The following is a 12,575-nucleotide window of genomic DNA, read 5'->3' as shown; positions in this document are numbered from 1 at the left end:
ACCGCCTGTCGCAGACGTGCCGAACGCGCTGAACAAAGCGGCTTACGGACGCGTCTGCGCCGCTTGCCCGTCACCCTGCGGCGGCACCAGCGAGGCCAGGGCCTGGCGCAGGCTGGCAAGATCCTCGAAATGACGCTCGCGCACCACCTTGCCCTGGTCCATGTCCAGCCACTGCACCGTCTCGCGATCGCCCGCGTAACGTTCGGCCACCTGGCCGTCGCGGTCGAGCAGGATGCGGTAGTTGGCCGAGCGCATGTTCGGCACCAGGAATTTGAGCACCAGCCCTGGCACGCGGGCGATGTCGGCGACGAATACCACCTTGCGGGCATCCAGGTAGCCGGGCTGGGTGTGCTCCACGGCGCTGTTGACCAGGTTGGCGGTGGCGTGGCTGCGGGCGATCAGCACCACGCGCGTAGCCGGGTCCAGGGTGTAGGCGGTGTCGAACTGGTCCTTGAGGGTCCAGGCCGCCGGCGCGCTGGTCTGCGCGTGGGCGAGCGCGCTGGTGCAGGCCAGCACGAGGGGAACGAGGAAGCGACGCATCGGGGTGGCTCGGGCAATGAAGAGTGCCGAGAGTAACGGCAGGAAGGGGCGTTGGAAACCATCGACTCGCCGACCGGGGCCTATTTCATCCGCCCCGGCAACGACTCACCGGCGCGCGTGTCACACCGGCAGGCCGGTGGGGCTGCCCAGTTGCACGCGGTCCTTGCCGGCGCGCTTGGCCCGGTACAGGTTGCGGTCGGCATGGATGAGGATGTCCGACAGTGCCTGGCCGTGGACGAAGGGTACCAGGCCCGCGCTGAAGGTGAAGGGCGCGGGTGCGTCGCGCGACTGACGTACCTCCTGTAGCAGGCTTTCTGCCCAGGCCACGGCCCGCGAAGCGTCCTGGGTATTGAGAATGATGCCGAACTCCTCGCCGCCCAGACGGCCGACGTAGTCGGCCCCGGCCTTGGCTTTCAGGCGCCGGGCCAGCAGGCACAGCACCTGGTCGCCCGCCGCATGGCCGAGGCTGTCGTTGACCCGCTTGAAGTCGTCGATGTCGATCATCATGAAGTAGCCCGCCGGATGGCTGGCGACGAAACGCTCGAAGCGCTCCATGAGCGCGCGGCGGTTGAGCAGGCCGGTCAGGTGATCGGTCTCCGACAGCGTGCGGTAGTGCTGCTCCACGTCCAGGGTGACCTGCAGCGCGCGCAGGTAAGTGCGGCTGTTGATCCAGCCCAGACCAATGGAAAAGGTCACGAACAGCGCCAGATAGCTCCAGCGCGCGCTGTCGTGCGCGGAGCCGGCGAAGGGCCAGACCAGCAGCCAGGTGAGCGAGGCGACCACCAGGTAATCCATCGGTCCGCGAATCAGCAGCGAGGCACCGACCACCGCCAGCACCGTCAGGGGCAGGGCGTAGTGTTCGTACAGCAGCGGGTATTCCTCGAAGATCAGGCGAAAGCCGCTGACCGCTGCCAACACGAACAGCAGCCCGGAAAACCGCCAGACGCGGTGGGAAACGGTGAAGGTCTGGATCAGAAACAGCCCTGACAACGTCGCCAGGGTGACCCAGGCGCCGGGCCGGCTGAGGCGTTCGGCCAGCATCACATGCACCAGGCCCCAGGTGACGATCACCAGCAACTGGACGGCAATGATGCCCTGGCGCAGCAGCAGCCGGATACGCTGTTCATGGCTAGCCGAGACACTGGGCATCGGGCTGAGCGATTCGAGATTCCTGGGCATCCACACACAACTCCATGCTGACCTGCGCGACGGCGAAATTGATTGCCATGGTGTGCCTGACCAGCTCGGCGAAGGCCGGTCGCATTTCCACCAGCGTGCCCACACAACGGAAGTAGCCCTTTTGCTCGCCTTCGCGTACCAGCCGCATCAGGTGGGTCTTGGACACGCACAGGCGCGCCGACAGCTCGGCGTAGGTCGAGACCTTGTAGCCGCCGCCCACCGAGCGATGGGCCAGGGCGTCGAGGTGCAGCGCCAGCATCGGCAGGTGACCGCCGTCCTTGTTCATGATCCATTTGGCGCCCGGCAGCAGGCTGTCGAGCATCAGATCGGCCTCGAGCAACTGGCCCAGCCTGACGAAATAGTCGCGCAGCCAGGGCTGCGGGTTCTCCAGGTCCAGCGTCAGGGCGCCTGGGCGCAGCAACTGGGCGGGCAGCAGATAGGCGCGGGTGACATTGACGGCTTCTTCCAGCGCCGTGCGTGTCGGACGGTACAGGCGCAGCCGGGCGTCCTCCGGGTGCGTCCAGACATGCATGTAACCGGTGATCATGAAGAACGAGAAGTACGATTCGAGGCTGTTGCGCGACAGGTAGCCGCGCTGCTCGCAGAACTCCTTGACCCGTGACAGCGGTGTCAGCGGGTCGCGGAAGTGGAAGCACAGCAGCGCCATCACCACCATCAACCGGTCGTACTTCATCAGGCTTTTGTAGAAGAAGGGTTTGCGCCGGTAGTGGCCGAGCATCAGCTCCAGGTGGCGAGTGACCGCTTCATCGATGTCGCCTCGGTAGCATTCGTCGATCCCGTGTTGCAATCGACCCATCAATTCGGCTCGCTTCATCGATTCCCCGCGTACCCGACAGAAGTGACAATCATTGCCATCATTTGGCCAGGTGCGAGTATACGGGGTTGCTCTGGGTGTCCCGGTCCACCCCAAAAATGTTTCGCGCCAGCGCGATGGCGGCGACCAGCCGGTGAGTATGTTCAGGTGCGGCAGGCGAGGTTCACACCTCGCCCATCGCCGCCCGCACCCGCGCCGCCAACTCTTCCACGGCGAAGGGTTTGGTCAGCACCTGCATCCCTGCTTCCAACTGGCCATCGCCCACGGCGGCGGTCTCGGCGTAGCCGGTGATGAACAGGATGCCCAGGCCCGGACGCAGTTCGCGGCCGGCGTCGGCCATCTGCCGGCCGTTCATGCCGCCGGGCAGGCCGACGTCGCTGATCAGCAGGTCGATGTGCACGTCCGAGCGCAGCACCTTGAGCCCGGCGACGCTGTCGGCGGCCTCCATCACCGCGTAGCCCTGGTCGCGGAGCACATCGGTGAGCAGCATGCGAATGGTCGGCTCGTCGTCGACGATGAGGATGGTCTGCCCCGCGCGCGACGCGGCATCGTGCGACTGTTCTTCCAGGTTCTGTTCGCGCTCGACATCGCCCACGTAGCGCGGCAGGTAAATGCTCACTTCGGTGCCGACGCCCACCTCCGACTGCATGCGCACCTGGCCCCCGGACTGCTTGGCGAAGCCGTAGATCATCGACAGCCCCAAGCCGGTGCCCTGGCCGAGGGGCTTGGTGGTGAAGAACGGGTCGAAGGCCTTGGCCACCACGTCGGGGCTCATGCCGGTCCCGGTGTCGCTGACGCTCAGCGACAGGTATTGGCCCTGGACCAGGTCCAGGCTGCGTGCCACCTCGTGGTCGATCCAGCGGTTGGCGGTCTCGATGCGCACGCGACCGCCGTCGGGCATGGCGTCGCGGGCATTGATGCACAGGTTGAGCAGGGCGTTTTCCAGTTGGCTGGGGTCCACCCGCGCCGGCCACGGATGGCTGGCGCCGAGCGTCTCGATGCTGATGGCCGGGCCGACCGTGCGCTGGATCAGGTCGGTCATGCCCATGATCAGCGCGTTGACGTCGGTCGGCTGCGGGTCGAGGGTCTGGCGCCGGGAGAACGCCAGCAGCCGGTGGGTGAGGGCAGCGGCGCGGCGGGCGGCGCCCTGGGCAGCGGAGATGTACTTGTCCAGGTCGGTCAAGCGACCCTGGGCCAGGCGCGCATTCATCAGTTCCAGCGAGCCGGAGATGCCGGTGAGCAGGTTGTTGAAGTCGTGGGCCAGGCCGCCGGTGAGCTGCCCGACCGCTTCCATCTTCTGCGACTGCCGCAGTTTTTCCTCGGCCTGCATCAGCTCGGCGGTACGCTCGGCCACCCGCTGTTCGAGGGTGTCGTTGAGGGCGCGCAGGGCGGCGGTGGCGCGGTCGCGCTCGGCCTCCAGGGTGCGCCGGTCCTCGACATCGATGAGCACGCCGGGGAAATCCTTGGGCTTGCCATCGGCGTAATCGACCCGGCCGTTGGCTTCCAGCCAGTAGTAGCAGCCGTCGGCGCGGCGCACGCGGTACTGGTGGGCGTAGGCGCCGCCACGGCCGATGGCGTCGTCGATGGCGGCAATCAACCCGGCGCGGTCGTCCGGGTGCACGGTGGCGATCACCTGTTCCAGGCTCAGCCCCGTGCGGCCCAGCGCCGGATCGAGGCCGAAGGCCTGGGCGAAGGCTGGGTCGACGGTGAAGCAGTTGGTGGGCAAGTCCCAGTGCCAAGTGCCGATGATGGCCCCGGCGGCCAGGGCCAGTTGCACCCGCTCGATGTTCGAGCGCGCCAGTTCCTCGCTTTCACGCAGCCGTTCCTGGGCGTTGCGGCGGGCGGTGACGTCGTTGAAGAAGATGCCGATCTGCCGCTCGCTGGGGTCGCCCACCGGCACGGCGCGCACGTCGAACCAGCGGCCGAAGGCCTCGGCGTAGTTCTCGAAATTGGCGGGCTCGCGGGTCTTGGCGACATGGCCGTAGGTCTGGAACCAGAAGCTTTCCAGGTCTGGCGCGTATTCGGTGACCCACTTGCCGCGCAGGTTGACCCCCGACTCGCGCTCGAAGGCCGGGTTGACCTCGATGAAGCGGTAGTCGACCGGTTCGTCGCGTTCGTCGAACTTGACCTCGACGATGGCGAACGCGGTTTCGATGGTCTCGACGATGGTGCGAAAGCGCTCCTCGCTCTTGCGCAGGGCGGTGGCGGCCGAGCGGGTGTGGGTCAGGTCGAGCATGGCGCCGATCATGCGCACGGCCTGGCCCTGGGCGTTGCGGATGACGTGGCCGCGGTCGAGCACATCGGCATAGCCGCCGTCGCTGCGGCGGAAGCGGTACTCGTCGGTCCAGGCACTGCCTTCGCCATCGATCACGGCATGGATCGAGGTGTGCACGCGGGCGCGGTCTTCGGGGTGGATGTGCTCGAACCACCATTCGCCGGTCGCCAATATCTGCGCGGGCGAATGGCCGTAGGCCTGTTCCAGGGCAGGGTTCCACTGAACATGGTTGCACACCAGGTCCCAGTCCCAGATCGCGTCGTTGGTGGCCTTGGCCGCCAGGCGATAGCGTTCCTTGGTTTCGTCCAGGTGCTCGACGTCCAGGCCGGCCGTGGTCAGGGCTTCGCGCAGGCGCGCCACCTCGGCTTCAAGTTGTTCGCGGGTCAGGTCGTTCACGGTCGTTTCCACTTGAAGCACTCACGAAAGGCTTCTCGATGATAGCATTTTGCCCTGCTTGCCGACGGCCCGGTGTTTAGCGCACCAGCCGCGGAATCAGCCGTACATAGACCAGTTCGCCGATCAATTCGATCAGCGTCTGGGTGATCACCGCGGCGGCGGCCAGCGCCCTCAACGGCTCCGGCAGGGCCAGGGCCAGCGGCAACACCACCAGCGAGTTGCGCGTGGCGGCGCTGAAGCTCACCGCACGCGCCTGCTCGGCCGGTAGGCGCAGGCACCGGGCGCAGGCCCAACCGAGCACAGGCGCCAGCACCATGAAGCCGATGTACAGCGGAATCAGCGGCAACAGGCGGGTGACATCCTCGGCCAGCGCGGCAATCTGCGAGCCGATCACGGCCAGCAGCACCAGCGCCATGGCCGGTACGGGCAGCCAGGCCCAAGTCGCGTTCCAGCGCGCCAACACGACCGAGCGACGAGCCCCGGCGCCGCTCAGCACAGCCAGGGTCAGCGGCAGGACGATCAGCAGCATGAAGGCTTCGACGAACGGCGCGACGGAAAGTGCCACAGGTGGCGAGCCGTCGAGCATGACGCCCAGGTACAGCGGCAGCAGGAGCAGTTGCAGCACCAGCAACAGCGGCGTGGCCGCCAGCGTCAGGCGTGCGTCGCCCCGGCCCAGGTGGGTGAACACCACCACGTAGTCGATGCACGGAGTGAGCAGCACCAGCAGGGCGCCGATCAGCAGGGCGGGGTGGTCCAGCAGGGAACGGGTGGCGGCCCACACCAGCAGCGGAACGAGGACGAAGTTGGCCAGCAGCAGTGCGGCGATGAAGCGCCGGTTGGACAGGCTCTGGCGCAGGTCCAGAAATGGAATCTGCAGGAACATGGCGTACATCAGCACGGCGATGGCGGGCGTGATCAGCGCCTGCAGGGTGCTGCCCACACCCGGCGCGAGCAGGCCGATGGCGAGGGCGATGCAGACGGTGCCGAGATAGACGGGAATCTGCTGGGTTTCGAGTTGGTCGCGGGTCACGCGGGCATCCTGATTGGCGGGTGGACTGGGCGGCTCATGATGCCAGGGATGGCGGGCAATGCGGTTCTGGCCCGCGCCAGGCTAGCCCTGAGTCAATTCCTGCCGAGCCTCGTTACCCACGCTCGTCGCGGATTCGGCAAACCACCGAGGCCACGAACTGCGCTGCCGCCCGCCCACCTCCACGCATGGAATCAGGCGCTGCGTGAGCACTTCGGTCTGCCCCACCGTCACCGCCGTGCGGTACTTGCGGCTATGGATGCATTCTCGGTCGCCGAACTCGCAGCGGTTCAGTTGCGTCCCGCCACACGGCCCGTTGGCCAGGCCTTTGGGGCAGGTTTCCGGGCAGATGTACAGGGTGTCCTGCAACCGGCACTGCCCGCAGGTATCGCACCCCACCAGCGGCCGCTTGAGGCTGCGCTCCAGCCGGTGCAGCAGGCGCGCCGCCTTGGGCGTGGACCACAGGGGTTGGCGCACGCCCCAGCCGAATGCCCTGCTGAGCAGCGTCTGGCGGTCGAACACCTGATGGTGCAGGGCCGACAGCAGGTGGTAGCGGGTCTGTTCGAGCGCAGATGCACGCACCCCGCGCTGGCCTTCCTGCCAAGGGTGGCCAGGCGGGTGGAAGCTCACCGTTTCCACGCCCGCCATCTGCCAGGCCTGGTCCCAGGCTGTCTGCCAGTCATCGAGCGTCTGCACCTGCGCCAGGCGGGTGTCGAGCGCCTGCTCCAGCGCCACGAACTGCTCCAGCGAATGCACCCCGGAGAGGTTGATCCCGGCATAGCCCAACAAACGCAGGCCGATGATTTGCAAGGCCAGGCGCTCGATGCCGCGCTGGCTGGCGAAGGCCTTGGACACGGCGGCCTCGGCCGCCAGCACCCGGCGCATGGCCGGGCTGACGGTGACGCCGGCGACATGCTCGAGCATCGCCGCACGACCTTCAGTGAGCGCCATGACGCAGGCCAGCAGGGGCCGGGGCGTGGGCTGGCGCTGCATCCAGCGCTGGGCCTCGCGGTATTTCTGGAAGTCGAAGCCCAGTTGCAGGATGAAGAAGTCGGCCCCGGCCGCGAGCTTCTTTTCGGCCTTGAAATACTGCGCACCGCCTTCCTCTTCGCGGTACTTGAACGGATTCAGCGCCGCGCCCAGCAGCCAGTCGGGGCGCGCCTGGCGCACGATCTGCAGCGCGGCCACCGACTCCAGGTAACGCACCGGACGCTGCCCCGGCGTGTGACCGGGCAGGCGGTCGCCGGTCAGCACCAGCAACTGGTCCAGGCCGGCGGCATCCATGCGCGGCAACTGCGCCAGCAGTTCCTGGCGCTCACGGTCCTTGCCGGAAAAGTGCAGCAGCGTCGGCACCGGCGTCTCGAAACTCTGGCAGGCGTCGAGCGGCGACAGGTCCAGCGCGCTGCCGACGCGATCGCCGACCGACACCGCCAGCGGCCAGCCGCACAGGTGCTCGCGGGCCATGATGCTGGCCAGCTCGGCGAAGCGCTTGGCCGAAGGCTTGGGCACGAACTCCATGACACAGACGAAGGAGTGGTCGTGCAGGGCTTGTCTGAGCAGGCTCATGAAAAATACCGAAGGACGGGCAGGATCACAGTGTCGCCTGGGCGCAACGCGGCGGCTTGTCTGCACGCGTACGCGACCGCTCTGGAACAGACACAGGCGCCAGGGCGCGACGCAGAGGTTAGGTCAAACATGAGGAAAAATGAACTTGATCTCAAATTTTGTGAGTTTGTCTCACGTTCTGCGTACCGCCAGAATTTGCTTCATCGAATTTTCCACGGCAGGGGTAGGACAATGGCACTGGCACATAACCTGGGTTTTCCACGCATCGCACATGATCATGCGTTGCAAAGAGCCTTGGACGCCTTCTGCGCGGGTGAGTTGGAGGAGGCCGGCCTGCGTGCCGTCGCTCGCACGCTGCGCGCCAGCCACTGGCAGGCGCAGAAGGACGCCGGTATCGAGTTGCTGCCGGTCGGCGACTTCGCCTGGTATGACCCCGTGCTGACCCATTCGCTGGCCTTCGGTGTGATCCCCGAGCGCTTCGGTCAGGCGCCAGGCGCTGCCCCGACCTTGCACACCTTGTCCGACCTGGCCCGTGGCGCTGCCCATGGCCAGGAAACCACCCAGTGGTTCGATACCCCTCACCACTTCGTGGTCCCGCAATTGAGCGCTGACCAGCGTTTCACCCTGAGCTGGGAGCCGTTGTTCGAAGAGGTCGAAGAAGCCAAGGCCCTGGGTCATGCGGTGAAACCCGTGGTGCTCGGCCCCTTGACCTACCTGTGGCTGGGCAAGGCCAAGGACGCCGGGTTCGACACGCTCGAACTGGTTGATCGCCTGCTGCCGCTGTACGACGACATCTTCAATCGCCTGGCTGCCCAAGGCGTGGAATGGGTACAGATCGACGAGCCGATCCTGGGACTGGACCTGCCTCAGGACTGGAAGAATGCCTACGAGCGCGTTTACAACATCCTGCAACGCGCACCGCTAAAAAAGCTGGTGGCCACTTACTTCGACGGGCTTGCAGGCAACCTGGGGCTGGCCGCCAACCTGCCGGTCGATGGCCTGCACATCGATCTGGTGCGCGCCCCTGAGCAGTACCCGATCGTCCTCGACCGTCTGCCGGCTTACAAGGTGCTGTCGCTGGGGGTGGTCAACGGCGGCAACGTCGGCGCCTACGATCTGGACAACGCCTTCGAGGTACTGCGCCATGCCGCCGAGCGTCTGGGCGACCGACTGTGGGTGGCGCCGTCGTGCCCGCTGCTGCACGGTGCAGTGGAGCAGGGCGGTGACCACTGCGTCGATTCGAAAAGCGCGCTGGCTTTCGCCGTGCAGAAATGCCGGGAAGTGGTGCAACTGGCCAAGGCCGCCAGCGCCCCGGAGCTGGCGGTCCTGCAGCAGACGGCGGCCTAGCGCTGCAGCGTCAGCGCCACGCCTTGGCCACCGCCGATGCACAGGGTGGCCAGGCCTTTCTTCGCGTCACGCTTGATCATCTCGTGCAGCAGGGTCACCAGCACCCGGCAGCCCGAGGCGCCAATGGGATGGCCCAGGGCGATGGCGCCGCCGTTGACGTTGACCTTCGCGGCGTCCCAGCCCAGCTCCTGACCCACCGCCAGGGCCTGGGCGGCGAAGGCTTCGTTGGCTTCGATCAAATCGAGGTCCGCCAACTGCCAACCGGCTTTGTCCAGGCAGCGACGGGTCGCCGACACCGGGCCGATGCCCATGATCGCCGGATCCACCCCGGCGCTGGCGTAGCCACTGATGGTGGCCAGCACCGGCAGGCCCAGCGCCTGGGCTTTTTCCACGCTCATCAGCAGCACCGCAGCGGCACCATCGTTCAGGCTCGAAGCGTTGCCCGCCGTGACGCTGCCATCGGCTTTGAACGCCGCCCGCAGTTTGCCCAGCGACTCGGCCGTGGTGCCGGGGCGCGGTTGCTCGTCGGTGTCGAATACCCGCGGTTCGCCTTTGCGCTGGGGAATGTGAATGGGCGTGATCTCGTCCTCGAAGCGCCCGGCCTCGATGGCCGCCAGTGCTTTGCGCTGGGACTCGGCGGCGAAGGTATCCTGGGCCTCGCGGCTGATGCCGTATTGGCTCACCAGGTTCTCGGCGGTGATGCCCATGTGGTAGTCGTTGAAGGCGTCCCACAGGCCGTCGGTGATCATGCTGTCGACCAGTTGACCGTGACCCATGCGCTGGCCGGTGCGTGCCGAGGGTAGCACGTACGGCGCCAGGCTCATGTTCTCCTGACCGCCGGCGATCACCACCTCGGCATCGCCGCAGCGAATCGCCTGGGCCGCCAGGTGCACGGCCTTCAGGCCCGAGCCGCAGACCTTGTTCAGGGTCAGTGCCGGCACCGCGTGGGGCAGGCCAGCCTTGACCGCTGCCTGGCGCGCGGGGTTCTGCCCGGCGCCTGCGGTGAGTACCTGGCCGAGGATCACCTCGTCGACCTGCGCCGGGTCCAGGCCGGTCTGGGCCAGCAGGCGCTGGATCACCGCAGCGCCCAGGTCGACGGCCGAGACGTTGGCCAAGGCCCCTTGGAAGCTGCCGATGGCAGTGCGGGTGGCGGCGACGATGGCGACTTCTTTCATTGTTGTTCTCCGCAGACGGTGAAGGATGGCACAGCATCCCTGGCGGGCGCTGATTTGAGAAGTTTGTTTTTCTTTGCCATTGATCGGCTTTGCAAATGAATCAGTTCGGCACCCGCACGCGCACGCCGAAGCCGCCGCCTTCGCGGTTGAAGAACTCCAGAGCGCCATCGAGCTGGTCGATCACCAGCGCCACGATCGCCAGCCCCAGGCCGGCGCCGGCCGGGTTGTTGGCGCTGTAGAAACGGTCGCTCAGGCGGGTGAGCGCTTCGCTGGCGACGCCGGGGCCTTGATCGAGCACCTGCAACTCGGTCCAGCCCGGCTGGCGGCGCAAGGTCACGGTGATTTCGCTGCCGGGCGGGCTGAATTGCAACGCGTTGCCCACCAGGTTCTGCAGCATCACGGTCATGGCCGTCGGGTCGGCGTGTACCGGGCTGGGGCCGTCTTCGTCCAGCACCAGCTCCACGTCGCGGCGCAGCGCCAGCGGGGTCAGTTCGGCCAGCTCCTCGCGAGCCAAAGCGTCCAGCTCGATGCGTTGACGGGCCTGGGTCAGCGGTTCGAGGCGGGCCATGGTGAGCAGTTGGCTGGCCAGGCGCGTGGCGCGGGTCACACCCTGTTCGAGCAAGGCCAGTGCTTCGTCGCGGGCTGCCGGGTCCGCCGCCCGCCGGGCGTTGCTGGCGTGGATCGCCAAGACCGCCAAGGGCGTGCGCAGTTCGTGGGCGGCGTCGGCGATGAAGCGTCGTTCGCGCTCCAGCAGGCGCGTGAGTTGCAGCAGTTGATGGTTCAGGGCATCGGCCATGGGCGCCAGCTCTACGGGCAGCGCGGCGCTCGACAGCGGTTCGAGGCTGTCGATGGGCCGCGCGCGCAAGTGGCGGGTGAGACGGCGCAGCGGGCGCAGGCCCCAGCCCAGCAGCAGCCAGATCAACAGCGCCAGGCTCGGAATGCCGATCAGCGCCGGGGCCAGCGCCTGGTCGGCGATGCGCTGGATCAGGTCCTGGCGCAGGTCGTCGCGCTCGCCGACCCAGATCAGCAGCCCGCGCTGGCTGTCCTCAAGGAGCACGCCGCACCAGTCCTGGCCCAGGTACAGCACGTCGTGGATGCCGGGGGCAGGCGGCGTTTCCAGCGGTGGGGCGTCGGCCGAGCGCATCAGCAGTTCGCCGTCGCTGCGCCAGATCTGGAAGGCCAGGTTGATTTCGTAGGGATGACTGAGGATCGAGGCGCTGGACTGGTCCATGGCCTGGTCCAGTGCCTGGCGGATCGCCTGCCAGTCGGCGTCGGCGGGCATCTGTCGCAGCAGGCCCTGGAGCACTCGCGCGGCCTGCACCAGTTGGGCGTCGTAGACGTTCTCGATTTCCCGGTGGTGGTCGCGCAGCACGCTGAGCACCAGCCCGAGGCTGCCGATGACCACCAATAGCAGGGTGGGCAGCAGGATGCGCGTGCGCATGGCGATCATGGCGTGCCCTCGATCAGGTAGCCGACGCCGCGCACGGTGCGGATCAGCCGGCTGTCGAGCTTGCGCCGCAGGTTGTGGATCAGCACTTCGAGGGTGTTGCCCGGTCCGTTCTCCTGCCAGCCGTAGAGCCCGTCGGCCAGGCGTTCGCGGGTCAGCACATGGCCGGGGCGGGCCAGCAGTTGGTGCAGCAACTGGAACTCCATGGCAGTGAGGGTGACCGGTGTGCCCTGGTAGCTCACGGCGTGACGGGCCGGGTCCAGGCTGACCCCGGCGTGCTCGATCAATGGCTGCGCACGACCCTGGCTGCGGCGCAGCAGGGCGCGGATGCGCGCCTTGAGCTCGTCCACCTCGATGGGCTTGACCAGGTAGTCGTCGGCGCCGGCGTCTAGGCCGAGAATGCGGTCGCGGGTGGCGTCGCGGGCGGTGAGGATCAGCACCGGCACATCGCCGTCGGGCTGGGCGCGCAGGTCGCGCAGCAGGCTCAGGCCATCGCAGCGCGGCAGCCCCAGGTCGAGCAGCACCAGGTCGAAATGCTCGGCACGCAGCGCCGCCGCAGCGCTCAGCCCGTCGGCCAGCCAGTCGAGGGTATAGCCTTCGTCGCGCAGGGCGCTGCGGATGCCCTGCGCCAGGGACTGATCATCTTCAACCAGCAGGACGCGCATGCCAGGGGTCTCTTTCCCGTGAAAGCCGCCATGATGGGCCTTGCGGCCGGGCCCTCGTCCAGTGAAATGTAACCAGTGATGACTGACTAAGCTGGCATTAAGCTTGGCGGCCCATTGTGCCTG

The 12,575-nt window shown here is 67.2% G+C and carries 9 protein-coding genes and 1 pseudogene; 1 reads left to right on the top strand and 9 read right to left on the bottom strand.

Going from position 1 to position 12,575, the window contains the following annotated elements; genetic code table 11:
* Positions 1-42: 42 nt before the first annotated feature.
* The 6 genes from NJ69_RS14200 to NJ69_RS14175 all read right to left on the bottom strand — a co-directional run bounded on the left by NJ69_RS14200 (position 43) and on the right by NJ69_RS14175 (position 7,818).
* Positions 43-540 carry a hypothetical protein gene (locus NJ69_RS14200; RefSeq protein ID WP_039580082.1) on the bottom strand — a complete coding sequence of 166 codons (498 nt, stop codon included), beginning with the start codon at positions 538-540 and terminating at the stop codon, positions 43-45.
* 120 nt (positions 541-660) lie between these two features.
* Entirely contained in the window at positions 661-1,719 is a 1,059-nt protein-coding gene (locus tag NJ69_RS14195; RefSeq protein ID WP_080754760.1) for a GGDEF domain-containing protein, read from the bottom strand.
* On the bottom strand, positions 1,670-2,536 hold the full coding sequence (locus NJ69_RS14190) for a hypothetical protein (protein ID WP_240326881.1): 867 nt from the start codon (positions 2,534-2,536) through the stop codon (positions 1,670-1,672). The genes NJ69_RS14195 and NJ69_RS14190 overlap by 50 nt, the downstream gene beginning before the upstream one ends.
* Before the next feature lie 181 nt (positions 2,537-2,717).
* Positions 2,718-5,225 carry a PAS domain-containing protein gene (locus NJ69_RS14185; protein ID WP_052192116.1) on the bottom strand — a complete coding sequence of 836 codons (2,508 nt, stop codon included), beginning with the start codon at positions 5,223-5,225 and terminating at the stop codon, positions 2,718-2,720.
* Positions 5,226-5,301: 76 nt separating this feature from the next.
* Positions 5,302-6,255: an arsenic resistance protein gene (locus tag NJ69_RS14180; protein ID WP_039580078.1), complete on the bottom strand. Its 954-nt coding sequence runs from the start codon at positions 6,253-6,255 to the stop codon at positions 5,302-5,304.
* A gap of 81 nt (positions 6,256-6,336) precedes the next feature.
* Entirely contained in the window at positions 6,337-7,818 is a 1,482-nt protein-coding gene (locus NJ69_RS14175) for a methylenetetrahydrofolate reductase C-terminal domain-containing protein (protein WP_039580075.1), read from the bottom strand.
* 231 nt (positions 7,819-8,049) lie between these two features.
* Between NJ69_RS14175 and NJ69_RS14170 the strand changes: the two are divergent.
* Positions 8,050-9,162, top strand: a pseudogene (locus tag NJ69_RS14170) (5-methyltetrahydropteroyltriglutamate--homocysteine S-methyltransferase); the annotation flags it as partial.
* Here the strand turns inward: NJ69_RS14170 and NJ69_RS14165 are convergent.
* From NJ69_RS14165 to NJ69_RS14155, 3 genes are all read right to left on the bottom strand, one after another.
* Complete coding sequence (locus NJ69_RS14165) at positions 9,162-10,340, bottom strand: acetyl-CoA C-acetyltransferase (RefSeq protein ID WP_029614392.1); 1,179 nt, start codon at positions 10,338-10,340, stop codon at positions 9,162-9,164. The pseudogene NJ69_RS14170 and the gene NJ69_RS14165 overlap by 1 nt on opposite strands.
* A gap of 100 nt (positions 10,341-10,440) precedes the next feature.
* Complete coding sequence (locus tag NJ69_RS14160) at positions 10,441-11,790, bottom strand: ATP-binding protein (RefSeq protein ID WP_039580072.1); 1,350 nt, start codon at positions 11,788-11,790, stop codon at positions 10,441-10,443.
* A complete protein-coding gene (locus tag NJ69_RS14155) occupies positions 11,787-12,452 on the bottom strand; it encodes a response regulator (protein ID WP_039580070.1) in 666 nt (221 codons plus the stop codon). Before NJ69_RS14155 ends, NJ69_RS14160 begins: the two co-directional genes overlap by 4 nt.
* Positions 12,453-12,575: the final 123 nt, after the last annotated feature.

The organism is Pseudomonas parafulva (genome assembly GCF_000800255.1).
GTDB lineage: Bacteria > Pseudomonadota > Gammaproteobacteria > Pseudomonadales > Pseudomonadaceae > Aquipseudomonas > Aquipseudomonas boreofloridensis.
Note: the sequence above shows the minus strand (reverse complement) of the source record. Positions and strands in the feature narration are given on the sequence as shown.